The 26,378-nt window shown below is 70.5% G+C and carries 20 protein-coding genes; 12 read left to right on the top strand and 8 right to left on the bottom strand.

Going from position 1 to position 26,378, the window contains the following annotated elements; translation table 11 throughout:
* Positions 1 to 3 precede the first annotated feature (3 nt).
* Both AC1ROY_RS03735 and AC1ROY_RS03730 read right to left on the bottom strand, forming a co-directional pair.
* Positions 4 to 432 (bottom strand): OmpA family protein, encoded by a 429-nt coding sequence (locus tag AC1ROY_RS03735; RefSeq protein WP_493147220.1) that lies wholly within the window; start codon positions 430 to 432, stop codon positions 4 to 6.
* The gene (locus AC1ROY_RS03730; RefSeq protein ID WP_493147219.1) at positions 429 to 1,658 is read right to left on the bottom strand and encodes a cupin domain-containing protein; all 1,230 of its coding nucleotides are present in this window, start codon (positions 1,656 to 1,658) and stop codon (positions 429 to 431) included. Before AC1ROY_RS03730 ends, AC1ROY_RS03735 begins: the two co-directional genes overlap by 4 nt.
* Positions 1,659 to 1,751: 93 nt before the next feature.
* Between AC1ROY_RS03730 and AC1ROY_RS03725 the strand changes: the two genes are divergently transcribed.
* Entirely contained in the window at positions 1,752 to 6,383 is a 4,632-nt protein-coding gene (locus tag AC1ROY_RS03725) for an NAD-glutamate dehydrogenase (protein ID WP_493147217.1), read from the top strand.
* 8 nt (positions 6,384 to 6,391) lie between these two features.
* Here AC1ROY_RS03725 and AC1ROY_RS03720 read toward each other — a convergent pair whose 3' ends face one another.
* Positions 6,392 to 7,177, bottom strand: coding sequence for a sulfotransferase family protein (locus AC1ROY_RS03720; protein ID WP_493147216.1), 786 nt, complete (start codon positions 7,175 to 7,177; stop codon positions 6,392 to 6,394).
* A gap of 101 nt (positions 7,178 to 7,278) precedes the next feature.
* Here AC1ROY_RS03720 and AC1ROY_RS03715 point away from each other — a divergent pair, with 101 nt between their 5' ends.
* Complete coding sequence (locus AC1ROY_RS03715) at positions 7,279 to 8,538, top strand: MFS transporter (RefSeq protein WP_493147214.1); 1,260 nt, start codon at positions 7,279 to 7,281, stop codon at positions 8,536 to 8,538.
* On the opposite strand, the gene AC1ROY_RS03710 is transcribed toward AC1ROY_RS03715, so the two are convergent.
* Positions 8,518 to 9,447 carry an FkbM family methyltransferase gene (locus AC1ROY_RS03710; protein ID WP_493147212.1) on the bottom strand — a complete coding sequence of 310 codons (930 nt, stop codon included), beginning with the start codon at positions 9,445 to 9,447 and terminating at the stop codon, positions 8,518 to 8,520. The two genes, AC1ROY_RS03715 and AC1ROY_RS03710, sit on opposite strands and share 21 nt — an antisense overlap.
* A 59-nt stretch (positions 9,448 to 9,506) precedes the next feature.
* A complete protein-coding gene (locus AC1ROY_RS03705) occupies positions 9,507 to 10,496 on the bottom strand; it encodes a cyclase family protein (protein ID WP_493147211.1) in 990 nt (329 codons plus the stop codon).
* Between the two features lie 168 nt (positions 10,497 to 10,664).
* Here AC1ROY_RS03705 and AC1ROY_RS03700 point away from each other — a divergent pair, with 168 nt between their 5' ends.
* From AC1ROY_RS03700 to AC1ROY_RS03690, 3 genes are all read left to right on the top strand, one after another.
* Positions 10,665 to 11,639, top strand: coding sequence for a TAXI family TRAP transporter solute-binding subunit (locus AC1ROY_RS03700; RefSeq protein ID WP_493147209.1), 975 nt, complete (start codon positions 10,665 to 10,667; stop codon positions 11,637 to 11,639).
* Between the two features lie 132 nt (positions 11,640 to 11,771).
* Positions 11,772 to 13,787 carry a TRAP transporter permease gene (locus AC1ROY_RS03695; protein ID WP_493147207.1) on the top strand — a complete coding sequence of 672 codons (2,016 nt, stop codon included), beginning with the start codon at positions 11,772 to 11,774 and terminating at the stop codon, positions 13,785 to 13,787.
* Positions 13,787 to 14,689 carry a PHP domain-containing protein gene (locus AC1ROY_RS03690; protein WP_493147206.1) on the top strand — a complete coding sequence of 301 codons (903 nt, stop codon included), beginning with the start codon at positions 13,787 to 13,789 and terminating at the stop codon, positions 14,687 to 14,689. The genes AC1ROY_RS03695 and AC1ROY_RS03690 overlap by 1 nt, the downstream gene beginning before the upstream one ends.
* Here the strand turns inward: AC1ROY_RS03690 and AC1ROY_RS03685 are convergent.
* Complete coding sequence (locus AC1ROY_RS03685) at positions 14,677 to 15,624, bottom strand: hypothetical protein (RefSeq protein ID WP_493147204.1); 948 nt, start codon at positions 15,622 to 15,624, stop codon at positions 14,677 to 14,679. The genes AC1ROY_RS03690 and AC1ROY_RS03685 overlap by 13 nt on opposite strands.
* A gap of 7 nt (positions 15,625 to 15,631) precedes the next feature.
* The gene (locus tag AC1ROY_RS03680; RefSeq protein WP_493147203.1) at positions 15,632 to 17,131 is read right to left on the bottom strand and encodes an ABC transporter substrate-binding protein; all 1,500 of its coding nucleotides are present in this window, start codon (positions 17,129 to 17,131) and stop codon (positions 15,632 to 15,634) included.
* 208 nt (positions 17,132 to 17,339) lie between these two features.
* Here AC1ROY_RS03680 and AC1ROY_RS03675 point away from each other — a divergent pair, with 208 nt between their 5' ends.
* The 7 genes from AC1ROY_RS03675 (at position 17,340) to AC1ROY_RS03645 (ending at position 24,616) form a co-directional block, all read left to right on the top strand.
* On the top strand, positions 17,340 to 18,296 hold the full coding sequence (locus AC1ROY_RS03675) for a TIM44-like domain-containing protein (RefSeq protein ID WP_493147201.1): 957 nt from the start codon (positions 17,340 to 17,342) through the stop codon (positions 18,294 to 18,296).
* 65 nt (positions 18,297 to 18,361) lie between these two features.
* Entirely contained in the window at positions 18,362 to 19,330 is a 969-nt protein-coding gene (locus AC1ROY_RS03670; RefSeq protein WP_493147200.1) for a hypothetical protein, read from the top strand.
* Positions 19,331 to 19,395: 65 nt separating this feature from the next.
* On the top strand, positions 19,396 to 20,334 hold the full coding sequence (locus AC1ROY_RS03665) for a threonine dehydratase (protein WP_493147198.1): 939 nt from the start codon (positions 19,396 to 19,398) through the stop codon (positions 20,332 to 20,334).
* Positions 20,331 to 21,485, top strand: coding sequence for an amidohydrolase family protein (locus tag AC1ROY_RS03660; protein ID WP_493147197.1), 1,155 nt, complete (start codon positions 20,331 to 20,333; stop codon positions 21,483 to 21,485). Before AC1ROY_RS03665 ends, AC1ROY_RS03660 begins: the two co-directional genes overlap by 4 nt.
* Before the next feature lie 63 nt (positions 21,486 to 21,548).
* Positions 21,549 to 22,532: a tripartite tricarboxylate transporter substrate binding protein gene (locus tag AC1ROY_RS03655; protein WP_493147196.1), complete on the top strand. Its 984-nt coding sequence runs from the start codon at positions 21,549 to 21,551 to the stop codon at positions 22,530 to 22,532.
* Between the two features lie 3 nt (positions 22,533 to 22,535).
* Positions 22,536 to 22,883: an arsenate reductase (glutaredoxin) gene (gene arsC / locus AC1ROY_RS03650; RefSeq protein ID WP_493147195.1), complete on the top strand. Its 348-nt coding sequence runs from the start codon at positions 22,536 to 22,538 to the stop codon at positions 22,881 to 22,883.
* Between the two features lie 98 nt (positions 22,884 to 22,981).
* A complete protein-coding gene (locus AC1ROY_RS03645) occupies positions 22,982 to 24,616 on the top strand; it encodes a flavin-containing monooxygenase (RefSeq protein WP_493147193.1) in 1,635 nt (544 codons plus the stop codon).
* A 4-nt stretch (positions 24,617 to 24,620) separates the two neighbouring features.
* On the opposite strand, the gene AC1ROY_RS03640 is transcribed toward AC1ROY_RS03645, so the two are convergent.
* Positions 24,621 to 26,351 carry a gamma-glutamyltransferase family protein gene (locus AC1ROY_RS03640; RefSeq protein WP_493147191.1) on the bottom strand — a complete coding sequence of 577 codons (1,731 nt, stop codon included), beginning with the start codon at positions 26,349 to 26,351 and terminating at the stop codon, positions 24,621 to 24,623.
* Between the last annotated feature and the right edge of the window lie 27 nt (positions 26,352 to 26,378).

Genomic DNA, 26,378 nt, shown 5'->3' with positions numbered 1-26,378 from the left:
TCCTCACGGAACAGGGAGCAGCACGATCCGCGCGCCCGGCCGGCGGTCCGCCCCGGCGCTGGCGGTGGCGAAGCCGCGGGTGCGCGCCTCGGCGCGGATCCGGTCGCGCTCCACGCCCATCTTGGAGAGTTCCAGCCCCACGGCGCGGGCGCGGCGGGCGGCGAGGCGCGCTGCGGTCTGCGCGCCGCCCTCGCCGGCAGAGGCGTAGCCAAGCACGCAGAAATTGCGCTCCGGCGTGGCGCGGGCGAGCTCGGCCAGCGGCTGCAACACCCCGGCGGCATCGGGTCCCACGCGGTCGGCATTGCGGGCGAAGGTGATGACGGCGACGTCCTCCTGCAGGCGCTCGACGCCGACGCAGGAGAATTCGCGCACCTGTGCCTCGGCGGGAACCCCGGCCAGGACCAGGGGAAGAGCCAGGGCCAGCCGCCTCACGTGGCCACCAGAAGGGCGGCGTCGCGCAGCTTGCCCAGCAGCGCCGGGGCGTCGGCCTGGGGGTGCGCCTTGAGCAGCTCGGCCTCGGTCACGTCCGGCCGGGCCAGCACCCATTGGGCGGCCTCGGCCTCGCCGGGGGTGAGCGCGATGGCGCCGGAGGCGGTCTTGAGCACCCAGTCGGCGCCGCGGCGCACGGGCTTGGCGCCGCCGGCCACCACGCGGAAGGCCCCGGCCTCGCCGGGATCCTCGGCGTCGCCGGCCGAGGGCGGGGCCATGCCGCGCCAAGCCAGCAGGTCGTTGCCGCCCCGGTGGAAGCGGTAGTCGGCCACGAAACGCTCCAGCACTTCCATCACCTTGGGATCCTTGCACAGCTCGGCGAGGCGCGCGCCGAGCTGGCCCGCGCGCTGCGTCAACGCGAAGCGGGCAGCGGCGGTTCCATCCTGCCGCGGCAAAGGCTGGCGGAAGGCGACGTCGTACAGCACCCGCTCGCCCAGGATGGTCATGAGGTCGATGCCGATGGGCGCATGCGCGCCATAGGCCACGTGCACGCTGGCCGGCGCCTCGGCCAGGGCGTCATGGTACCAGCCGCGCGGGAGATAGAGCAGGTCGCCGGCCTTCAGCAGGATCTTGGCCCGCAGCTTGCCCTTGGCCTGCTCGTGATGCTCCTGGGTCTGCGAGCGGAAGACGGGGTGGCTGATCGGCCATTCGGCCCGGCCCTCCCAGATGTTCCAGGTCTTCTCGCCCTCGACCTGCACGGCCCAGACGTCATGCGTGTCGTAATGGGCGTGGAAGGCCTTGTGGCTCTGCCAGGAGATGTAGACGTTCGCCTGCGCCTTCCCGAGCCCCGCATCCTCGATCGCCGAGGAGACCGAGGCCAGCCCTGGCGTCAGGCTGTCCACGTCGTTCAGCACGAGGCTGGCGCCCTTGGCGACCCATTCGCGGACCCGCTCGACCACCGGCTGCATGAGCTGGGCGTTGGTGTCGCGGCCGGGGGCGCGGGTGCAGTACTGCTCGGCCGGGATGGGCTTGCCGTCCAGCACGACCATCATGGACTGGCTGGTCCAGGCATGGGTCATGTCCATCAGGCGGTTGATCTGCCGCCAGGACAGCACGGACGCGAACTTGGCCGCATCGCCCTTCAGGTGAAGGGGCTGCTTGTCGTGATACTCGGCAAAGAACTGCTCCACGCTCATGGGAGCCAGGAGCTGGGCGAGCGTCATCGTCATGGAACCATGGTAGCGCAGGACCTTGGCCCACGCCACGCTTGCACCAACTACCCTGTGAGGCGGAGAGTGCCGCCCAAAGACTAGGAGGACGCCATGCCCGAAGCTCCGCTGCCCACCGACCCGGTGCGGGAGGAGGTGCTCCGCGCCGCCTCCGCGGGCCTGCCGCCTCCGGCCGCCGCCCTGCTGCCCCCCCTCTTCGCCGGCATTCCCGTGGCCGAGCTGGCCGCCCGCTCGCCCGAGGCGCTGGGCGAGGCCGCCGCCTCCCTCGCCGACCTGGCCGCCCAGCGCGCCCCGGGGGAGGTGAAGCTCCGCCTGCTGCCGCCCGCGGCCGGTCGCGGCGCCCATGCCGTCGTCGAGATCGTCACCGACGACATGCCCTTCCTGGTGGACAGCGTGCTGGGCGCTCTGACCCGGCAGGGCCGCGTGGTGAAGGAGTACCTGCATCCCATCCTGGCGATGACCCGCGACGATTCCGGCGCGCTCGTGAAGCTCGGCGAGGGTCCGCTGCACGAGAGCCTGATGCGCGTGACCATCGGTGCCAGCGCCGGCCATCTCCTGCCCGGCATGCATCCGGGAAGCTGGGCGGATGTCGAGGCCGCGCTGCGCAAGGCGCTGGACGACACCCGCGCCGCCACGGGCGATTTCGACGCCATGATCGCGCTGCTCGACCAGGCCGGCAGCGAGATCGCCGACGAGGGCGAATCCCGGGAGTTCCTCGGCTGGATGCGCGGCGAGAACTTCGTGCTGCTCGGCCATCGCCACTTCGTGCTGGAAGGCGAGGGCGCGCGCATCGTCACCGAGGAGAATCTGGGCCTGCTGCGCGACCCCAGGGTCCCGGTCTTCGACGCGCTGGCGAACCTGCCCGCGCTCAACCCGCGCATCCGCGCCGCCCTGGTCGACCAGGCGCCGATCACCGTCGCCAAGGCCAACATGCGCAGCACGGTGCACCGGCCGCAGCATGCCGACGTGATCGCCACGCGCATCATGGGCGCGGACGGCAAGGTGGCGGGCGTGCGGCTCTTCCTCGGCCTCTTCGCGGCCGGCGCCTACAACCGCAACCCCCGCTCCATCCCGCTGCTGCGGGGCAAGGTGGAGCGCATCCTGGCGGAGGCCGGCGTCGCCTCGGATAGCCATGACGGGCGCGCGCTGCGCAACATCATGGACACCTGGCCGCGCGACGAGCTCTTCCAGGCGACCGAGGCGGAAATCCTCGCCGGCGCGCGGCAGGCGCTGGACCTCACCATCCGGCCGCGCCCGGCGCTCTACATCCGCCCCGACCCCTTCGGGCGCTTCGTCTCCGTCATCGCCTGGCTGCCGCGCGAGGCCTTCGACTCCCAGCTTCGCGGGCGCGTCGGCGAGATGCTGGCGCGCGCGCATGGCGCGCGGCTCTCGGCCTTCTACATCGCGCTGGGCGACAGTCCGCTCGCGCGCATCCACTACATCCTCGGCACCGACCCCGCCCGGCCCGTGACGCCGGATCGCGCCGCGCTCGAGGCCGCGGTGACGCAGCTCGCCCGCGGCTTCGGCGAGCGGCTCGGCGAGGTGCTGGCCGAGGAGCGCGGCGAGACCGCTGCCGCGGCCGCGATGGAACAGTGGCTCGACGCCTTCCCCGCCACCTATCGCGAGAGCGAGAGCGTCGCCCAGGCCGCGGGCGATCTCGCGCTGGCCGAGACGGCGCTGGCCAGCGGCCGCACCGAGGCCGCGGTGATCACCCCGCCCGGCGAGGGCCCGCGCCGGCTGGTGCTGCGCCTCGCCGTGCCGGGCGCCGCGCTGGCGCTGGCCGACGCGCTGCCGCTCTTCGACAGCCTGGACCTGCGGGCCATCGAGGAGGTGCCCTACAAGCTGACCCCGCGCGGCGCGGCCGAGGTCTCGCTGCACGCCTTCGCGCTCGACGCCGGCTGCGACATCCTGCCGGAGCGCGAGCCCCGGCTGCTGGACGCGCTGGAGACGCTCATCGCCGGGGACATCGAGGCGGACGGCTTCAACCGCCTCGTGCTGCGGGCGGGGCTCGACTGGCGCGAGTGCTGGCTGATCCGGTCGATGTACCGCTGGCTGAAGCAGGTGGGCTTTCCGTTCTCGCAGGAGAGCGTGGCGGCGGCGCTGGCCGCGACGCCGGAGGCCGCGCGCATCCTGGCGGACCTCTTCCACAGGCGCTTCGATCCGTCCGTCGCCGACCGCAACGAGGCGGCGCTGGACAAGGCCTGGACGGCGATGCTGGACCAGGTGGCCGACCCTGACACCGATCGCATCCTGCAGCGCCTGCGCCGGCTGCTCGATGCGATGCTGCGGACGAACTACTACCAGAAGAAGGCCTACATCGCCTTCAAGCTGGACAGCGCCATCGCCGGCGACATGCCGATGCCGCGCCCCTGGCGCGAGATCTTCGTGCACAACGCGACCATGGAGGGCTGCCATCTGCGCGCCGGCCCGGTCGCGCGTGGCGGCATCCGCTGGTCCGACCGGCGCGAGGATTTCCGGACCGAGATCCTCGGCCTGATGAAGGCGCAGCGGCTGAAGAACGTCGTCATCGTGCCGACGGGCGCGAAGGGCGGCTTCGTGCTCAAGGGCAGCATCCCGACGGAGCGCGAGGCCTTCCAGGCCACCGGCATCGCGGCCTACCGCACGCTGGTGCGCGGCATGCTCGACCTCGCCGACAACCTTGTTGGCACCGAGGTGATCACGGCGCCCGACATCATCCGCCGCGACGGCGACGACCCCTATATCGTCGCGGCCGCCGACAAGGGCACGGCCACCTTCAGCGACATCGCCAACGCCCTCTCGGCCGACTACCACTTCTGGCTGGACGATGCCTTCGCCTCGGGCGGCTCGGCCGGCTACGACCATAAGGCCATGGGCATCACCGCGCGCGGCGCCTGGGTGATGATCGAGCGGCATTTCGTGGAGACGCTGGGCCGCTCCATCCACGACGCGCCCTTCACGGTGGCGGGCGTGGGCGACATGTCCGGCGACGTCTTCGGCAACGGGCTGCTGATCTCGAAGCAGACGAAGCTGCGCGCGGCCTTCGACCACCGCCACATCTTCCTGGACCCCGATCCGGACCCGGCGGCGAGCTACGCCGAGCGTGCCCGGCTCTTCGCCCTGCCTCGCTCCTCCTGGGCGGACTACGACGCGAAGCTGATCAGCAAGGGCGGCGGCGTGTTTGCCCGGAATCTCAAGACGATTCCGCTGAGCCCGGAGGCGAAGGCCATGCTGGGCCTCGCCGCCGATCGCGCCGAGCCCGCCGCCATCCTCCAGGCCATCCTGCGCATGGAGGCCGACCTGCTCTATTTCGGCGGCATCGGCACCTATGTGAAGGCCAGCACGGAAAGCCAGGCCGAGGCCGGCGACCGCGCCAACGACGCCATCCGCATCGACGGTCGCGAGATCCGCGCGAAGGTGGTGGGCGAGGGCGCCAATCTCGGCGTGACCCAGGCGGGCCGCATCGAGGCCGCGCGCAACAGCGTCCGGATCAACACCGACGCGCTGGACAATTCCGCCGGCGTCAGCACCTCGGACCATGAGGTGAACATCAAGATCCTGCTGGCCGACGCCGAGGCCGAAGGAATGATGACCCGCAAGCAGCGCGACGAACTGCTGGTCAGCATGACCGACGAGGTCGCCGCCCTGGTCCTGCGCGACAACGAGCTGCAATCGGTGGTCGTCTCGCTGGAGGTCCGCGCGGGCGCCGCGGCGCTCACCGCGCAGGGCGCGCTGATGGCGCGGCTGGAGCAGGAGGGCCTGCTCGACCGCGCGCTGGCCGGCCTGCCTGACGCGGCGGCGCTCTCGGCGCGCATCGCGCGCAGCGACGGGCTGACCCGGCCCGAGGTCGCGGCCCTGCTGCCCTTCGCCAAGCTCTGGCTGGGCGAGGCGGTGATCGACAGCACCCTGCCTGACGACCCCGCCTTCGCGCCGCTGCTGCTGGACTATTTCCCCACCGCGCTTCGCGAGGAGCGCTTTGCGGCATATGTCGCCCGCCACCGGCTGCGGCGCGACCTGATCGCGACCGCGCTGGCCAACATGGTCGCGAACCGGCTGGGCTGCGCCGGCCTCGCGCGGCTCGTCGCCGAGGCCGAGCCGGCCGAGGTGGTGGGCGCCGTCTGGCTGGCCTCGGAGCTCTTCGGCCTCGAGGCTCGCTTCGAGCAGGCGGAGCAGGCTCCGGCCGAGCCCCGCCTCGCCGCGCAGTCCACGCTGCGCGGGCTGCTGGAGGCCGCGGCGGTGGAGCTGATGGCGCCGGCCAGGGCCGGGCTGCAATCGGCCATCGCCACCCTCGGCGAGGGCATCGCGACCCTCGCCGCCGGCGAGATGGCGGACCAGGCGGATGATGCCTCCGGCCTGCCCGGCGATCTCGGCGGCTTCGTGGCAGCCGCGGGCCGGCTGGCGGCGGCGCCTTCCATCGTGCAGCTCGCGCGCGACAGCGGCGCGGCGCCGCCGGAGGCCGCGCAGGCCTGGATCGAGGTCGGCGCCGCCTTCCACATCGACGCCCTGGCCGAGGCGGCGCGGCGCATGCCGGTCCCGGGTGCGTACGGGGACCGCGCGCGGGCCGCGCTGCTGGCCGACCTGCGCCACACGCAGTCGCGCCTCGCCGCGGCGCGTCTCGCCGGCAGGTTCGAGGACGGGCCGGCGGTGGAGGCCATTCGCAGGCTGGTGCGCGAGGCGGCGGCGGCGGGCGACTTCGCCGCGGTGACGGTGGCGGCGCGCGCCCTGGCGACGGTGGCGCCGGGCTGACGCCTTCGTCAGACCCTCCGGACGCGGGGGTCGAGCCGGGCGAACCGCAGGACCTGCGCGTCGAGCCAGGTCAGCCGCAGCAGCCGCGCGTTGATCTCCGGCGTGACGGGCTCGTCCTCGATGAGCTCCATCATGCCGTTCACCATGTCGCGGCTGTTGAGGTGGGGGACCGGCGTCGCCGGAAGGCCGAAGACCTCGGTGATGCGGTCGTGCACGGCGCCCAGGTTCTCGGTGAAGCCCACGCAGTCGAAGTGGAGGAGCGCGTCGCACGCCCCGGCGACGATTCCGGCCGGCTGGAGCGGGTGGCCGTCCTCGCGGGTGGCGAAGCGCCCGTGGCCCAGCGGCCGGGCGTCCCCCACCAGCTGGCAGGCCAGGGCGTTGTCGATCGATTCGACGACGACGGGCTCCTCGGAGTGGAGGAAGTCCATCAGGCCGCGGGCGCGGGCGATGCGCGGGCCTATGAGGTCATGGATCTCCACGTCCTCCGCGCGGTGCCGGCGCCAGAAGCGGTAGAGCGACAGGATCCGGGCCCGGGGGTCGCGCAGGACCGTGACCAGGAACCGCGGCGGCGGGACATGCGCCAGGTGATCGAACCGGTAGTGGCCCGAGTAGAAGCGGTACTGCGCGAGGCGGGCCGGCGGGATCCGGTCCAGGGTCGAGAAGCGGTCGGGGCAGCGCTGCTCCGGCGGGAACCGGCTCTCGAAGGCCTCGTGCAGGCTGGTGCCGCCGACGCGCGGGACGTGCAGGAAGACAAGGCGCGGCGTCTCGGCGACGGGGTGTGGATGCCCACCCATGAATGGTCCTGTTCCTTCGTTCGGCGGGGCGCTTTCCGCGGCTCCGGAACTCAGTCTAGGGTCGGGCCCATCCAGGGTCGACAGGCCGGAGGGGGAACGGCATGACGCGACGCGAATGGGCCTGGGCCAGCTACGACTGGGCGAATTCCGCCTTTCCGACGGTCGTCTCCACCTTCGTCATCGCGGCCTATTTCACCAAGGGCATCGCGCCGGACCCGGTGACGGGACAGGTGATGTGGGGCTGGATGCAGGCGCTGGTCGGCCTGTCCATCGGGCTGCTCTCGCCGCTGCTCGGCGCCATCGCCGATGCGGGCGGGCGGCGGCGGGCCATGCTGCTGGCCGCCACCCTGCTGACGGCCTTCTTCACCGCCGGCATCTGGTTCGCCGAGCCGCAGCCGGCCTATGCGCTCTGGGCGCTGCTCTGCGTGGCGCTGGGCACTCTGTTCTTCGAGCTCGGCACCGTCTTCTACAACGCTATGCTGCCGGAGGTGACCACGCGCGAGCGCCTGGGCCGGATCTCGGGCATCGGCTGGGCGCTGGGCTATGCCGGCGGCCTGGCCTGCCTGGTGCTGTGCCTCGCGCTGCTGGTGCAGCCCGACCCTGCGCTCTTCGGCCTCGACCGCGCCCGGGCCGAGCACGTGCGCGCGACGGCGCTGGTGGTGGCCGGCTGGCTGCTGCTCTTCGGCTGGCCGGTGCTGGTCTTCGTGAAGGAAGGAATGACGGAACGGCGGCCCTGGGGCCTGGCCGCGATGCACGGCTTCTCCGAGCTGCTGCGGCTGCTGCGCGGCCTGCCGCGGCATCCGGCGATCCTGCGCTTCATGCTCGCGCGGCTCTTCTACACGGACGGGCTGAACGTGCTCTTCGCCTTCGGCGCGGTCTTCGCGGCGGGCGTCTACCACATGGGCTTCGAGGAGATCCTGCTCTTCGGCATCGCGCTCAACGTGAGCGGCGGCATCGGCGCCTTCGCCGGCGGCTGGGTGGAGGAGCGGCTGGGCGCGAAGCGCACCGTGCTCGTGGCGCTCGTCGCGCTGATGGCGCTGGGTGGCGGGATGCTGCTGGTGGAGAGCAAGACCGTCTTCTGGATCCTGGGCGTGCTGCTGGGCCTGTTCTTCGGCCCCTCCCAGGCGGCGAGCCGCAGCCTGATGGCGCATCTGGCGCCGCCGGCGGAGGTGACGGCCTATTTCGGCCTCTTCGCCTTCTCCGGCCGCGCGACGGGCTTCCTGGGGCCGGCGCTGCTGGCGCTGGTCACGGACGCGACCAGCAGCCAGCGCGCGGGGATGACGGTGGTGCTGGTGATGCTGGCGCTGGGCGCGGCGATCCTGGCGAGCGTGCCGCCGCCCTCAGCCACGCGAGAGGAGTAGCATCCAGTCCTCGACGGTCTCGCGCGCCAGGATGGTGGCGCGGTCGACGGGCAGGATGCCGTGCTTCGTGTGAATCCAGGCCAGGGTGAAGCCGTGCCGCTCGATGCTGTCGAGCAGGGCATCCGGATCGGCCAGCCGGTGCTTGTTGAACTCGAGGAACACGATCATCGGCCGGCCCCGTGCGAGCACCTTCTCCATGCCCTGCCAGACGTCCCACTCGGCGCCCTCGACGTCGATCTTGATGGCGTCGAGCGGCCTGTCGCCGACGATCTCGTCCACGGTGCGGACCGGCATGGCCATTGGGCCGGAACCGGAGACGACATGCCCGTTCATCGGCCGCCCATCGGGAACCTGCAGGATTACCTCCGTGCCGGACGCCGCCCCCAGGGGGCTCTGATGGACCGTCACGCGGTCGTCGAAGACGTTCAGTGTCACCGACTGCCGGAGGAGGGTGGCCAGGCGCGGATTGGGTTCCGCCGCGTGCACCAAGCCGGAAGGCCCCACCAGCTGCGCCATCAGCAGGGTAAAGTAGCCGAGATTCGCCCCTGCATCGAAGACCGTCATGCCCGGCCGGAGCTTCGCGACCAGGGCCTCGGTGACGTAGGATTCCCAGGCGCCGTCAAGGATCAGGTAGGGCGAGAGCACGCGGTCCCGCGCATCCGCGAACATCTTGAACCGGCCCAGCACGCGGCAGAGCACCGTGTCGTCGGCATAGGGCACGGCCAGGCAGAGCGCGCGGATTTCGTCGGCGGTGGCGTTGCGGCGATGGGGAACGAGCCGGCTCAGGCGGAAATGCGGGGCGCGGGGCCGCTCCGGCAGGCGGATCAGCCGGCCGTACCAGTCGAGGATCGCTGCGCCCGCGGCGCGGGCGAAGAGCCGGGGCGGCAGGGGAAGTTTCAGGCGGCTCATGCGCACCCCTTGGGACGGGGTCATCCTAAGCATGAGCCGCCCTGGGGCGGAATGGCTGCTCAGAACAGCGCGGCGGGCGCCACCGTGCTGCCGGTGAAGCCCTGCATGCGCAGCGGCTGCATCACGAAGCAGAACTCGCTGCGGCCCGCGGCGACCAGCTCGTCCAGCTTCATGTTCTCCAGCAGGTGCACGCCGTTCACCACCAGCGCGATCTGGTGCACCGGCAGCGAGGCGGCGGGCATGGTCTTGGACGGCGCGCATTCCACCGGCCAGTTGTCGGCGCCCAGCAGCAGCGGGTTGCGCTGGATGAGCCACTCGGCTGCCGCCACGCCGATGCCCGGGCAGCCCGCGACGTAGCGCGCGTTCTCGCGGCCCCAGAGATGGCCCCAGCCGGTGTTGATGATCATCGCATCGCCCTCGCGCAGCTCCACGCGCTGGCGGGCCAGGGCCTGCTGCAGGTCCTCGGGCGTGATCTCGTAGGTGTCGGGCAGGGTCTGCACGCCCTTGAGGCCGGCGACGTCGATCAGCACGCCGCGCGTCATGATGGTGCCGACGGTGTCGACGCCCATCTCGGTGAAGCCGCCCCGCGTCATGATCGAGGGGACGTTCACGCAGTTGTAGGTCTCGTCGCCGATCGTCTGGTGCGGGAAGCAGTCGAACTGCGTGCCGATCTGCGCCATCTCGCCGACCACCAGCTCCTCGTTGGAGCCGCGGCGGTTGGCCTGCGGGTTCATGAAGGTTTGTTTGAGATGAACGTCGAAGCGGCGCGTGCCGAAGAAGGGCATGCTCTGCGCAAGCACGTGGCCGATCTCGATCTTCCGGCCCTCGCGGATCATGGCGGCGGCGTCGCGCATGCGGGCCGGCGTCATCAGGTTCATGCTGCCGCGCCGGTCGTTGGGGCCCCAGCGGCTGGGGCAGCGGGCCGAGGCGGGCGGCGGCGACCAGCTTCCCGGTGCCTGCGCCTGGGCGGGCGTGGCCTGTAATCCGAGATGCGCGGAGCCGCAGGCGACACAGGCGCCGAACAGCGCCCGCCGTGACATTCCCCTCATGGGCGTTCTCCCTTGTCCTTGTTTGGCGGCCCGAAGCCGCCCCGAAAGATTACCGAACGGAAGGAAATCGGCAAGACAAGAGCCCGGATGATCCGGTAGCCCCTTGACCTGGGTTGTCGATTGCGGTCATCCCGAATGCGAGAAAACTCGCATCCGGAGAAACGCTTAATGAACCAGATCACCCGCCGCGGCGCTCTCGGTGCCGGTCTCGGCCTCCTCGCCGGACATGCGGCTTTCGCCCAGACCTCCCAGCAGATCGCCATCGCCACCGGCACGACCGGCGGCGTCTACTACCCGCTCGGCGGCGCGCTCGCGAACTACCTGACCCGCGGCATCCCGGGCGTCTCCGCGACCGCCGAGGTGACGGCCGGCTCCACCGCGAACTTCCAGCTCCTCGGCGCCAGCCGCGCGCAGCTGGTCTTCGGCCAGGTCGACGCCGCCGTGGACAGCATCCGCGGCGCCGGCCCCTTCCGCGGCCGCGTGGTGCCGACGCGCGCCATCGCCGTGCTCTACACCAACCGCATGCAGGTGGTGACGACGGCCGACCGCAACATCCACTCGCTCGCGGACATGAAGGGCAAGCGCATCTCGACCGGCGCGCCGGCCTCGGCCACCGAGCTCTTCGCGCGCCGCCTGATCGCCGCCGCGGGCCTCGACATCGCCAAGGACTTCCGCGGCGTGGAGCGGCTCTCGCCGGCCGAGAGCACCAACGCCATCCGCGACGGCAAGATCGATGCCTACTTCTTCGTCTCCGGCGTGCCGACCAGCGCGATCACCGACCTCGGCGCCACGCCGGGCACGACGCTCGTCATGATCGACCATGCCGACGCGCTGGCGAACATCGTGCGCGAGCATGGGCCGGTCTACTTCGCCGAGACGATCCCGGCCGGCACCTATCCTGGCCAGGACAAGCCGAACCACCAGCTCTCGGTCGCCAACATCCTGGGCATGCGCGAGGATGCCTCGCCGCAGCTGGTGACGCAGATCCTCAACATCCTGTGGGACAACCGCGAGGACTGGGCGCGCGTCCACTCCGCCGCGCGCGACTTCACGCTCGAGCAGCAGAAGACCGCTGCAGCGGGCGTGCCCTGGCACCCGGCTGCCGAGACCTTCTGGAAGGCCAAGGGCGCGACGATGGGCTGAGCGCGTTGCGCTTCGAATTGCTGAGAGGACGATTCACCGCTTCGGCGAAGCCGCCTCAGCGGATCGTGCTCTAGATCACGACTGCCGGCCGGGCCTGTCGCCCGGCCGCTTGCGTTTGGAAGAGACAAGCCGATGTCCAGCACGCTCCCGCCCGATATCGATCCCAGCACGATGGACGCCGAGACCACGAAGCGGGTCTCCGAGCTGATCGAGGCCGAGGAGGGCGCGATGAACCGCCTCCCCGGCCTGCTCGGCCAGGCGGCGGTCGGCATCGCGCTGGTCATGTCGCTGTTCCACCTCTGGGCGGCCTGGAGCATCGTGCCGACGACCACGCTGCGCTTCGCGCATGTCGGCTTCACCCTGGTGCTGGGCTTCATGCTCTTCCCGGGCGCGAAGCGCTTCCGTGACCGTGTCCCGCCCTGGGACTGGGCGCTGGTCGCGGCGGGCATCTACGTCACCTGGTACCTGATCTCCGGTGGCGACGACCTGCAGGACCGCATCATCTTCCCCGAGCCGATGGACATCGTCGTCGGCTGGCTGCTGATCGCGCTGGTGCTGGAGGTGACACGGCGCTGCACGGGCTGGATCATGCCCGTCATCGCGATCTGCTTCCTGCTCTACGCCTATTTCGGCAACCATTTCCCCGAGCCCTGGACCCATCGCGGCTACGATGCCGAGCGGCTGGTGCCGCATATCGCCATCACGCTGGAGGGCATCTACGGCACGGCGGTGGATGTGAGCGCGACGCTCATCATCCTCTTCACCATCTACGGCGCGATCCTTTCGTCCACGGGCGCGGGAAAATACTTCGTCGACTTCTCCTTCGCGGCCACCGGCGCCAAGGCGTCGAGCGCGGGCCGCACGGTGGTGCTGTCGGCCTTCCTGCTGGGCGGCCCCTCGGGCTCGGGCGTGGCGACGACGGTCACCATCGGCACCGTCGCCTGGCCGATGATGAAGCGGGTCGGCTACTCCGCGCATGACGCGGGCGGGCTGCTCGCGGCCGGCGGGCTGGGGGCGATCATCTCGCCGCCCATCATGGGCGCGGCGGCCTTCCTCATCGCCGAATACCTGAAGATCAGCTACCTCGACGTGCTGCTGATGGCCGTCATCCCGACCTGCCTCTTCTACGCCTCGCTGCTCTTCATGGTGGAACTGGACCAGCGCCGCATCCGCCACGCGCGCGGCGGCATCGAGGAGAGCACCATCGACGTCGAGCCGGTGGGCGTGCTGTTCCGCAAGGGCTGGTACCATTTCAGCAGCCTGATCGCGATCGTGTTCTTCATGGCGCTGGGCTACTCGGCGACGCTGTCGGTGCTCTACGCCATGCTGCTGGCGGTGGCCCTCTCCTTCCTCTCGAAGGAGCATGCGCTCTGGCCGATGAAGCTGATCCGCACCCTGGCCGCCGGCTCCGAGCAGGCGCTGAGCATCGCCGCCACCTGCGCCAGCGCCGGTATCATCGTGGGCTGCATCACGCTGACCGGGCTCGGGCTGAAGTTCTCCGACATCGCCATCCAGGCGGCGGGCGGCAGCCTTGTCATCACGGCGATCTACACGGCGCTGATCGTCTGGGTCGTCGGCCTCGCGGTGCCGGTGACGGCCAGCTACATCATCTGCGCGGTCGTGGCCGCGCCGGCGCTGATGAAGCTCGGCGTGCCCGACTACGCGGCGCACATGTTCGTCTTCTACTACGCGGTGCTGTCAGAGGTCTCGCCGCCGACGGCGCTGAGCCCCTTCGCGGCGGCCGCCATCACCCGCGCCGGCCCCTACAAGACGACGCTGATGGCCTGGAAGTACACGCTGCCGGCCTTCCTGCTGCCCTTCGTCTTCGTGACCGACCCCAACGGCGTCGGCCTGCTGCTGAGCCTCAAGCCCGGCATGACCTGGGTGACGGTGGTGTGGCAGACGGTGCTGGCGACGCTCGGCCTCGCCGCGCTCTCCGCCGCCACGCAGGGCTTCGGGATCACGCGGATGAGCCAGCCGGAGCGCTGGGGGATGGCGCTGGCCGGGCTGCTGATGGTCTTCCCGGCCGTCTTCGAGGCGGCCTTCGGCGACGCGATCCCCGTGCCGCATCTCATCGGCATGGCGCTGGGCGTCGCGTTGCTCGTGGTGCAGGTGATGCGCAACAAGAGCAAGCCGGCGCTGGCGTGATGCGGACCGACCCTGCCTTCGCGGCGCCGGGGCGCTTCTGGAAGGGGAATGTCCACACCCATTCCACCCGCTCGGACGGGAAGCGTGGACCCGAGGAGGTCTGCGCCACCTATCGCGAGGCGGGCTACGACTTCCTCGCGCTGACCGACCACTTTCAGGCGAAGTACGGCTTCCCGGTCGTGGACACGCGCGGCTACCGGACCAACGCCTTCACCACGATCCTCGGCGCGGAGGTGCATGCGCCGAAGACCGCGCTGGGCGAGACCTGGCATATCCTCGCCGTCGGCCTGCCGCTCGACTTCGCGCCTACGCCGGAGACGGAGAGCGGCCCGCAGCTCGCGCAACGCTGCCTGGAGGCCGGCGCCTTCGTCGCCATTCCGCATCCCGGCTGGTACGCGCTGACCACGGAGGACGCCGCGACCATCCCAGGTGCGCATGCGGTGGAGATCTACAACCACACCAGCGCCGTCCGCACCGACCGCGGCGACGGCGCCTATCTGATCGACCAGCTCCTCGCCCAGGGCCGCCGGATCAACGTCATCGCCACCGACGACGCGCATTTCGAGAGCCCGGACTGGTTCGGCGGATGGCTGATGGTGAAGGCCGAGGCGAACGAGCCCGACGCGCTGCTGGCGGCGCTGAAGGCCGGGCATTTCTACGCGACGCAGGGGCCCACGATCGAGGGCATCGCCTGGGGCGAGGAGAGCGTGGAGATCGCGTGCTCGCCGGCCTCCAGCATCATGGTGCTGGGCCGCGGCTCCTGCGCGAAGCAGTCGGTGGCGCCGGGCCAGACGCGCGTGACCCTGCCGCTGGAGCCGAAGCTGCGCGCCGGCGGCTTCGGGCGCGTCGTGGTGGTGGATGCGGCGGGCAAGAAGGCTTGGGCGAACCCCTACTGGCTCTGAGCGTCGTCGAGGCCGAGACGCCGGAGCAAGGGCGGCAGCAGCAGCGGCGAGAGGTAGATCGGGAACTGGCACAGGGCGAAGTAGGTCCAGGCCGTTGCCGGCAGCATGCCGGCGGTGGCCGCGAACATCAGCCCCATGTTCCGCTGCGAGGCCATGACGGCGAGTGACAGCGACGGGATGCGTCCGGTGCTGCGGAAGACGAAGGCCGTTGCGGCCAGCAGGATCGCGAAGACCAGGAAGCCCAGCGCCAGCAGGCCGATGAAACCCCAGGGGTCTGCCCAGGCAATGGAGGTCACGTCGCCCAGCACGGCTGAGACGAAGATCAGCAGGATCAATGTGTTGATGCCGTTGATCGCGTCGCCGTGCCGCGCGACGGCGGCCGTTCCCAGGATCCGGCGCAGGACCAGCGCCACCAGGAACGAGCCCGCCAGCATGATGGCCAGCTTCGCGCCCAGCGCGACGGGCGAGATCGCCAGGACATCGGCCAGGAAGAGCTGTGCGAAGCCCGCCGCCACGAAGGGCACTGCGAAGGTGCCGGTGACCAGCGTGATCAGCACGAGCGTGGCGTCGAGCCCCATCAGCGCGGCCAGCGACGGCGCCGCCATCATCGGCGAGGCCAGCCCCTGCAGCATGAGGCCGAGGAATAGGCCCGGCGCCGTCTCGCGGATACCGGCGAGGCTCGCCACGCCCAGGAAGAGGAGCGGCACGGCCAGCGCGGTCCAGGCCGTCGCCGCCAGGATCAGCCCTGGCCGCCGCAGGTGTCCGCGCAGCCGCGCCATGTCCACGCGCAGGAAGGCCAGGACGAGGAGCAAAAAGACCGCCTCGGCGAGGTAGGGCCGCAGCACGCGCCCGAGCGGCGGGAGCGCCACGCCGATCAGCACGATCGCGCCGATGGCGCGCGGCCCCTGGCGGCCGAGCCACGCCAGAAGGCGCATGCACCGCCTACTCCACCCGGATCTCGCGCACCTGGAACTGGTTGTCCGCGCGGTGGCGCACCGTCACGCCCTGCCGGTGCGCCCAGGGGATCATCATGTGGTAGAGCGGCAGGTGGCCGAGCTCGGCATTGTGCAGCCGGTGCGCCTGCACGATCAGCGCCCGCCGAGCGGCCGGGTCTCCCTCGGCGTCGATGCGCGGAATCAGCGCGTCGAACTCCGCGTTGGACCAGCCGCCGAAGTTCCAGGAGGCCGCGCCGCCGATCGAGGGCGAGGCCATGATCGCGCGGATCGTGTAGCTCGCATCGAAGGTCGGCACGCCCCAGGAGAGCGCGTAGAAGGCCGATTCCCGCCGCCGGATCTTCTGGCTGAACAACGCGCTCGGCATCTGGTTGAGCTGCACCCGGATGCCGATCTGGCTCAGCATGGCCGCCACCGCCTGGCAGGCCTCGTCATAGGTGCCGACGGGGCAATCGAGCGGGACGGAAAATCCCTGCGGATAGCCGGCCTCGGCCAGCAGGCGCCGGGCGCGCTCGCGGTCGAAGGGCAGCCGCGCGTCGGTCGACTGGTCCCAGCCGTTCACGAACTGCGTCCACATGCTGCCCGTCGGCACGGCCTGGCCGCGCAGGGTCGTGCGCCGCAGCGTCTCGACATCGATGGCGTGCGCCACGGCCTGCCGCACCCGGAGGTCGCGGAAGGGGTTGCGGCCGCGGAGGTCGCTGCCCGGCAGCTCATCCACGTCCTGGCGGAAGGCGAGCCATACGGTACGGTTCTCCTGTCCTTCCAGCACCCGCAGGCGCGGGTTGGAGCGGATGCGCGCCACGTCCTGCACCGGCAGCACATGCACGAAGTCCACCTCGCCCGAGAGCAGCGCGGCCACGCGGGTCGCGTCGCTGCCGAGCGTGATGTGGTGGTACTCGGTGACGTTGCCCTGCGGCGAGGCGCCGGCCTCGGTGCCCCACCAGGCGGGGTTGCGCACCATGATCGTGCGCTGGTCCACCTCGCGCGAGCGGATCATGAAGGGGCCGGTGCCGTTGGCCATGCGGACGGCGGGCGTCTCCTCGCGCTGGGCGAAGTTCTGCGGCACGGCGCTGCGGTTCGCCTCGCTCCAGCCGCGGTCCATGATGAGGATGCGCGTCATCTTGTCCGGGATGACCGGATCCGGGACGCGGGTGACGATGTCCACGACCAGCCGATCCACCGCCACCACGCTCGCCACCGTGTCCACGTAGATGCCGTAGTTGCTGGTGGGAGCGAGGGCGCGCTGGATGCTGAACACCACGTCATCAGCCTCGAAGCTCTCGCCGCCGGCGAAGCGCACGCCGTCGCGGAGCTGGAAGCGCCAGCGGGTGGGCTCGACCTGCTCCCAGGCGGTGGCGAGGCCCGGATAGACCCGCAGGTCGTCTGCCCGGTAGGTCAGCGGCTCGTAGACCTGGCTGACGACCAGGTAGGTGAAGAGGGCGTTGGTGGCGTGGGGGTCCAGCGTCGCGGCGTCCACGCTGGTCGCCATGCGGAAGATTCGCTGGGGCGCCTGGGCCAAAGCGGGTCCGGAGAGGCCCGCGGCCACCGCCATTGCAGCCAGAACATTACGACACCACATCCGGGCCTCCCGCTGGAAAACCCCGCGAGAGTGACGCCTGAGACAGGGTGTCGCAATCCGTTCACCCTTCCACTATATTGCATCCAAGACAGAATTGCCTCTGGGAGATGCCGATACCATGCGCCGTAGTGCCCGCTTCCTGACCCTCCTGGCCGCCGCCGCCCTGGCGCTGGCGCCGGCCCTCGCCGATGCACGCCCCGGCGGCGGGATTTCCTCTGGCAGCCGGGGCTCGCGCAGCTATTCCGCGCCGCCCTCCACGACGACGGCGCCGAGCGCGCCGCGCCAGTTCGACCGCACGATGCAGCAGCCGACGGCACCGCGGCCTGGCGCACCGGGCGTCGGCGCGCCGAGCCCGGTGCGCCAGGGCGGCTTCTTCTCGCGCAACCCCTTCATGGGCGGCCTGATGGCCGGCCTGCTGGGCGCGGGAATCTTCGGCCTTCTGGCGGGCGGGGGCTTCTTCGGCGGGCTCGGCAGCATGGCCGGCCTCCTCGGCTTCCTGCTGCAGGTGGCGATCATCGCCGGCCTCGTGGCGCTGGTGGTCGGCTTCCTGCGCCGGCGCCAGCAGCAGCCTGCGCCGGCCGGTGTGCCGAACTCCATGATGCGCGAGGGCGCCCCGCCGCAGCCGGCCATGATGGGCGGCGGCGCCGGCCGCGGCCGGCCGGTGGACGAGCTCGGCCTCGGCCCGGCGGACTTCCAGGCCTTCGAGCGGACGCTGGTCGAGGTGAACAATGCCTGGTCGCGCGGGGACGTGAATGCCCTCTCGCGCCTCGCGACGCCGGAGATGGTGCAGTACTTCCGCGACGACTTCGATGCGCTGAGCCAGCGCGGCTGGAAGAACGAGACCCGCGACGTGAAGCTGGAGCAGGGCGACCTGTCGGAGTCCTGGAGCGAGGGGCCGCGCGACTACGCGACCGTGGCGATGCGCTTCAGCCTCGTGGACGTGACGCGCGATATCAAGACGGGCGCCGTGACCGAGGGCGACCCGAACGTGCGGACCATGGCGACGGAGCTGTGGACCTTCGTGCGGGTTCAGGGCGGCCCCTGGACGCTGAGCGCCATCCAGCAGGCCCAGTAAACCGGACCTGGATCGATTTGTCCCGGATCGTGTATAGGCCCCTGATCTAAGTATCAGGGGCCTGCATGGAAGTCGAAGTTGCGGTCAATCCCGGAGACTGGACCCAGAAGGACCGGGAGGAAGGGACCGAGGTCTGGCATCGCGCGCAACTTCACCTGATGCGTCGGGCGGCCAGCGGCTCGCCGGCGGAGGCCCGGCGGATCGCGGAGACGCACTACGCGACCATCGTCCAGCGCGCCGCCTTCTACAACTGGTTCGACCAGGTCAGGCTCCTGCAGGGCCACGAGATCGTCTGGCCGGGAACGGCTTGGCTGGTCGCCTCGCAATTCGCGCGCTTCGACAGGATCGGCAACGCCACCGCCGTCATGAGCTTCACGCTGCCCGCGAAGGTGACGGTCCTCGGCCGGTCGATCACCGTCAGCGACGGCGGGCAATGGACCTTGTACCGCCGCGGCCTCGGCGAGGCCCTGGCGGTGGCCGGAAGCTTCGCCCGCGAGGGCATCGAGGGCTCGCTGGACGAGCCGGGCTGGGATCGCGTCCTGGCGGCCGGCACGACGCTGGATGACCTGGTGGCCTTCGCCAATGCCGGCAACAAGAGGATCTTCGAGGACGTCTACTCGACACATCTGCCCCCGGTCTTCCTGAAGGGGCTGAGCGGCCAGCGGATCATCGGCCAGGCCGCGGAAGCCTGGGACAACGCGATGGTCGAGATGGAGCAGCGCGTGATCGTGGAGCCGGTCTACATGAAGCATGTGGCGCTCGGGAATCCGCGGCTGGGCACCGTTCTCAACGAGCTCATGGCCTGCGAGGAATTCGTGAGCGCGGTCCCCTTCCTCAATCCGGTCAAGTGGGATCGCCAGCTGCATGGCCAGGTCGCCATGTGCCGTTCCGGGCTCGATGTCACGAAGGCCGAGGATCGGGTCACCTACGGCAAGGAAGTGGTCGTGAAATTCTATCGCGAGGCGGCGCGCGACGGCCGGATCACGAAGATGCGGCCGCCGCAGAAATACGCCCTGCAGAAGCCTGTCCCGTAAGGCCGGATCTCGATCGGTCGCGGCCCGAGCTGGACGCCGGGACCGGCATCCCGCAGGCTCGGGCCATGTTCACCCTCCCCGACCTCGAAGCCGCCGAGCAGCTCGTCCGCCGGCATTTCCCGGTCACGCCGCAATTCGCCTGGCCGCTCCTCTCCGCGCGAGCCGGCTGCGAGGTCTGGGTCAAGCACGAGAACCACACGCCCACCGGCGCCTTCAAGGTGCGCGGCGGGCTGACCTTCTTCGACACGCTGCAATCCAAGGGCGTCATCAGCGCCACGCGCGGCAATCACGGCCAGTCGCTGGCCTATGCCGGCTCGCGCGCCGGCATTCCCGTCACCATCGTCATTCCCGAGGGCAACAGCGTCGAAAAGAACGCCTCGATGCGGGCGCTGGGCGCCGAGCTCATCGAGCGCGGCCGCGACTTCGACGTGGCGCGGCAATACGCCATGCAGCTCGCCGCCGAGCGCGGGCTGGACTTCGCGCCCTCCTTCGCGCCCGCGCTGGTGAAGGGCGTCGCGACCTACGCGCTGGAGCTGTTCCGCGGAGCGCCGCCGCTGGATGCGCTCTATGTGCCGGTCGGGCTGGGCTCGGGCATCTGTGGCTGCATCATGGCGCGCGACCTGCTGGGCCTCTCCACCGAGATCGTGGGCGTTCAGAGCACGGGGGCCGATGCCTATGCGCAAAGCTTCGCCGCCGGCCGCGTGATCGAGACGGAAGCCGCCAATACGCTCGCCGACGGCATGGCCACGCGCGTTCCCGACCCGAAGGCGCTGGAGATGATCCTCCAGGGCGCGGCGCGCATCGTCACCGTCACGGATGACGAGGTGCGTGAGGCCATGCGCGCCTATTGGACCGACACGCACAACCTCGCCGAGGGCGCCGGCGCGGCCGGCTTCGCGGCGCTGATGCAGGAACGCGAGAAGATGCGCGGCAAGCGGGCGGCGGTGATCCTCTCCGGCGGCAATATCGACCTGCCGCTCTTCCGCGACTGGGTGATGGCGTGATCCTCGAGCACATCCGCCCCATGGGCGGGGCGCCCATGGACGTGCATGTCGAGGACGGCCGCATCGCGAAGCTCGTGCCCAGCACGCGCGAGGGTGTGGGGCCGATCCTGCTGCCCGGACTGGTCGAAGGCCATTGCCATCTCGACAAGACGCTCTGGGGCCGCCCCTGGTGGCGCAACGAGGTCGGCCCGCTGCTGCGTCACCGCATCGAGAACGAGAAGGCCATCCGGAAATCCCTCGGCATGGACGCGGTGCGCGAGGGGCGGGCGCTGTGCCTCGCGCATCTCGCCGCCGGCACGACGCGGCTGCGCAGCCATGTGGACATCGACGAGGAAAGCCGCCTCGGCCATGTGGAGAAGCTGCTGGAGCTGCGGGAATCCCTGGATGGCGTGATGGAGATCCAGCTCGTCGCCTTCCCGCAATCCGGCCTGCTGCGCACGCCCGGTGCCGAGGAGTGGGCGGACGAGGCGCTGCGCCTGGGCTGCGACGTGGTGGGCGGCCTCGATCCCTCGGTGATCGACCGCGATCCGGTGAAGCACCTCGATATCGTGTTCAAGCTGGCCGAGCGCCACGGAAAGCCCGTCGACATCCACCTGCACGAGCCGCACGAGCTCGGCGCCTTCAGCATGGAGCTGATCGCCGAGCGCACCCGAGCCATCGGCGCGCAGGGGCGCGTCACAATCAGCCACGGCTTCGCATTGGGCGACGTGCCCGCGCCACGGGCCGATGCGCTGCTCGCGATGCTGGCCGAGGCGGGCGTGGCGGTTTGCACCTCCGCGCCGCCCTCGCGCGCCACGCCGCCGCTGCGCCGGGCGCGCGAGTTGGGCGTCACGCTCTTCGCCGGCAACGACAATATCCGCGACACCTGGAACCCGTACAACGCGCCGGACATGCTCGCCCGCGCGGCGATGGTCGGGCTGAAATACGAGCTGCGGCGCGACGAGGAGGTGGAATGGGCGCTCGCCACCGTCACCACCGAGGCGGCCAAGGGCTGCGGCTTTGCGGGCTATGGGCTGGAGATCGGCGCGCAGGCCGATCTCGTCCTGGTGGAAGCGGACAGCGTGGCCGAGGCCGTGGTCACGCGGAAGCCGCCGAAGCTGGTCGTGTCGAGGGGCCGCGAGGTGGCGCGGGATGGCGTGGCGCTGATCTAGCCGCGCCATCGCTTCGGCCATAAGCTTGGCCGCAAAGGGAGGACGCCGCATCAGGAGACGCCCATGTCCCCGTCTTTCAAGAAGTTGTCCCGCAAGCAGTTCCTTCTCGCCCTGCCCGCCCTCGCCGCGGCCCGAGCGGCTAGCGCGCAGTCGCCCTTCATCCGCCCCGTGCGCTTCGTCCTCAGCACCTCGCCCGGCGGTGGCGCGGATGTGACGATGCGGCTCATCTCGCCGCATCTCACCGAGCGCCTCGGCCAGTCCGTCGTGATCGACAGCAAGCCCGGCGGCTCTGGCCTGATCGCCGGCGGGATCGTCGCGCGGGAGGCGCCGGACGGCCACACCTTCCTCGTCGACATCGCGACGCACTCCGTGAACCCGGCCCTGGGCCGCGCCATGCCCTACAAGGTGCTGGAGGACCTGGTTCCCGTCACGCAGATCATCCGCGGCGCCAATGCGCTGGCGCTGCATCCTTCCGTGCCGGCGAACAACCTCGCCGAGTTCATTGCCTATGCGAGGCAGAAGAAGGGTGAGCTCTCCTATGCCTCCTCCGGCAACGGCTCCGCGCAGCACCTGGCCATGGAGATCTTCAAGGAGCGCGCCGGTCTGGAGATGACGCACGTCCCTTATCGCGGCGGCGGCCCTGCCCTGGTGGACCTCATGGCCGGCCATGTGCAGTGCTATTTCGCCTTCATCCCCTCGGCGAGCCAGCACATCCGCGAGGGCCGGCTGAAGGCCGTCGCCACCACCGGCGAGACCCGCGCCCCCGCCTTCCCCGACCTGCCGACCCTCGCGGAATCCGGCTTTCCCGGCTTCTCCAGCTACGACTGGAACGGCATCTTCGCCCCCGCCCGCACGCCGGAACCGATGACCTCGGCCCTCCAGGCGGCGGTCGCGGACACGCTGAAGGTGCCGGAGGTCCGCGCGCGCATCCTCGACATCGGCATCGAGCCCGTGGGCAGCACGGCAGAGGAGTTCCGGGCCTTCGTGCAGCGCGAGATCGACACCTGGTCGGCTGTGGTACAAAGGCTCGGCATCACGGCGGATTGAGACATGAGCGGCGGCTTCACCATCTTCCACAATCCCGGCTGCACCACCTCGCGCAACGTCCTCGCGATGCTGCGCGAGGCCGGCCATGAGCCGGAGGTGGTGCAGTACCTCAAGACGGGCTGGACCAGGCCGCAGCTCAAGTCGCTGCTGAAGGCCATGGGCAAGACGCCGCGCGACATCCTGCGCACCAAGGAGAAGCTGGCCGTGGAGCTCGGCCTGCTCGACGCGCCGGCGGAGAAGATCCTCGATGCGATGGTGGCGCACCCGGTGCTGGTGGAACGCCCGATCGTGGTCGCGCCCAGGGGCACGATCCTGGCGCGCCCGAAGGAAACGGTCGCCGCGATCCTGTAGCGGATCATCGCCTCTTCCTTGGCGCCGACCCCCTCGGCAGAATGGGGCCGGTCAGACTTCGCCGGGGAACGGCGAGCAAGAGAGGAAGTCCCATCGGCATGTCCGCCTCAGCCCCCCCTACCGACCGCCTCGGCACGACCGACAGCTTCGACGCCATCGTCATCGGCGCCGGCATGTCCGGCCTCTACCAGCTGATCCGCCTGCGCGAGCTGGGCCTTCGGACGCGCGTCCTGGAGGCCGGCACGGGCGTGGGCGGCACTTGGTACTGGAACCGCTATCCCGGCTGCCGCTTCGATTCCGAGAGCTATTCCTACGGCTACTCCTTCGACAAGGAGCTGCTGCAGGACTGGAGCTGGACCGAGCACTTCGCGCCCCAGCCCGAGACCGAGCGCTACCTCAACCTCGTCGCTGACAAGTACGACCTGCGCCGGGACATCCAGTTCTCCGCGCGGGTGAAGGCGGCCCGCTGGGACGAGGCGAGCCGGAGCTGGGATGTCGAGCTGGAGGATGGCGGCCGCCACCGCGCGCGCTTCGTGATCACGGCCATCGGCGCGCTCTCCTCGCCCACCATGCCCAGCTTCCCTGGCATGGAGGAGTTTCGCGGCCCCTCCTTCCACACGGGGCTCTGGCCGAAGGAGCCGGTGGACTTCGCCGGCAAGCGCGTGGCCGTCATCGGCACCGGCGCCTCGGGCGTGCAGACGATCCAGGAGGTCGCCAAGACGGCGGCGCAGCTGACGGTCTTCCAGCGCACGCCCAATTGGTGCGCGCCGCTGCACAACGGGAAGATTCCGCCCGAGGAGATGGCGGAGATCCGCACCCGCTACGACGACATCTTCCAGCGCTGCCGCGAGACCTGGGCCTGCTTCCTGCACACGGCGCATCCCAAGAACACCTTCGACGACTCCGCCGAGGAGCGCCGGGCTTTTCTGGAAAAGCTCTATTCCGAGCGCGGCTTCGGCATCTGGGTCGGCAACTACCAGGACCTGCTGACCAACCGGGCCGCGAACGAGGAGATCTCGCGCTTCATCGCCGACAAGATCCGTCAGCGGGTGAAGGATCCTGCGGTCGCGGAGCTGCTGATCCCGAAGAACCACGGCTTCGGCACCCGCCGCGTGCCGCTCGAGACCCACTACTACGAATGCTACAACCAGCCGAACGTGACGCTGGTGGACAGCAAGGCCACGCCGATCGAGCGGATCACGCCGACCGGTATCAAGACGAGCGTGGCCGAGTACGAGTTCGACATCATCGTCTACGCCACGGGCTTCGACGCGCTGCGCGGCGCCTTCGACCGCATCGACTTCCGCGGCGTCGATGGCGTGGCGCTGAAGGACAAGTGGCAGGACGGCGCGACCTCGCTCGTCGGCATGCTGGTGGACGAGTTCCCGAACATGCTCATGCTGCTCGGCCCGCACAACGCGCTCGGCAATATCCCGCGCACCATCGAGTTCAACGTGGAGTGGGTCACCGACTTCCTGCGCCACATGGTCAAGCACGGGTTCACGCGCTTCGAGGCACGGCCCGAAGCGGTGGCGCAGTGGATGGACCACGTGATGGAGATCGCCCAGGGCCTGCTGAGCATGGAGGTGGATTCCTGGATGACCGGCGTGAACATGAACGTCGCCGGCCGCCAGGTCCGCCGCGTCGCGCGCTACACCGGCAGCGCCCCGGCCTACCGCGCCCGGGCGAATGGCATCGCCGAGGGCGGCTATGCCGAGGTGGAGATGCGGTGAGGCGCTACCACCCCACCGCGTAGCTGGGACGGCGCGGATCGGCGCCGCCGGTCAGGATGCCGCTCTCCAGGTCCGCATGGATCGTGCAGACCGCGCCCGCGCGCCAGATCCGGTCCGGCCACCACGACACCTGGTGCCCACGCTTCGCCAGCTCCTCGCCCGTCTCCGGGGCAATGCGCGATTCCAGGCAGAGCCGGCCCGGGTAGTAGTGGTGCGGCTCGAAGCTGTCCGGGTAGCTGTAGGTCGCGACGCGCGGATGCTCGACGGCGTCCTGCGGGTCCATGTCGAAGAGCATGATGTTCATCAGCACCTGCAGCATGGCCTGCGACTGCACGTCGCCGCCCGGCGTGCCGAAGGGCAGCACATACTTGCCCGGTGACACCGCCATCGCCGGATTGGGCGTGAGGCGCGGCCGCTTGCCCGGCGCGACACGGCTCGGATGCCCCTCCGCCATGAAGTTCTGCGAGCCGCGCGAGGAGGGGCAGAGGCCGGTTCCGGGGATTACCGGCGTGTCGAACGAGACGTCGCTCGGCGTGGCGGAGACGGTATTGCCCCAGCGGTCCACGGTGCAGATGTAGGAGGTGTCGCGCGGCGGGCCGGAGGGCACGCCGTCCAGCATGCGCAGGCCTTCCGCTGCACGGGGCGTGGCGTAGGGCTCGCCATGCGGCGGCATCTCCGGCCAGGCGCTGGCAGGGTCGATCATCTTGCGGCGGGCGAGCCCGTATTCGAGGCTCAGCAGCGTGTCGAGCGGCACGTCCACATGATCAGGATCGCCATAGAAGGCCTCGCGGTCGGAGAAGGCGAGCTTGATCGCCTCGACGAGGGTGTGGAGGTAGTCCGGGCTGTTGTGCCCCATCGCCTTGAGCGAGGCGGGATCGAGCAGGTTCAGCGCCTGGCCGAGCACCGGCCCCTGGCACCAGACGCCGCAGGTGTAGACGTCCACGCCGTTGAAGTTGACGGAGACCGGCCGCTCGACCGGCGAGTGGTAGTTGGCGAGGTCGGCCGCCGTCATCCAGCCGCCCTCCTGCTCGTGGTACTTCACGATCGCGCGGGCGATGTCACCCGTGTAGAAGGCCGCGCGCGCGGCCTCGAGCCCGCCTTCGCGATCGGCGCCGCGGCCCAGCGCGGCGGCCTCCTCGTCGGCCATGTAGAGCAGCGAGCGCGCGAGGTCGGACTGGATGAAGAGCTCGCCCACCTTCGGCGCACGGCCCTGGCGCAGGTAGATGGCCGCGCTGGAAGGCCAGCGCGCGTATCTCTCCTCCTTCGCCGCGATCATGTCGGCGAGCAGCGGATAGGTTGGGAAGCCCTCGGCCATGCGGATGGCGTGCTGCGCCACCTCGCCGAACTTCATGGTGCCGAAGCGCTTCAGCGCGGTGATCCAGGCGTCGGGCGCGGCCGGGATCACGCTGCGCAGGATGCCCTCCGGGATGGCGCCGTTGTACTTCCGCACGAAATGCTCGGGGTCCGCTGCGGCCGGCCAGTTGCCGAGGCCGGCGATGGTCCACATCTCGCCGTCGGCCATGCGGATCATGATGGGCGCAACGCCGGCGACGTTCACGATGTCCGGCTGCACGACGCCGAGCGTGATGCCGCCCGCCACCGCCGCATCCACCGCATTGCCGCCGGCCTCCAGGATCGCGAAGGCCGCATGCGCGGCCGCGTAGTGGCCCGCCGAGGCCATGTGGCGCGTGCCGCGCAGGGCGGGCCGCTGGGCGTAGGTTTCGCCTTCACTCATCGTCGCGTTCCTTCCTCATCTCGGCCC

It is taken from the genome of Roseococcus sp. GW821-FHT12F05, from assembly GCF_058806835.1.
Note: the sequence above shows the minus strand (reverse complement) of the source record. Positions and strands in the feature narration are given on the sequence as shown.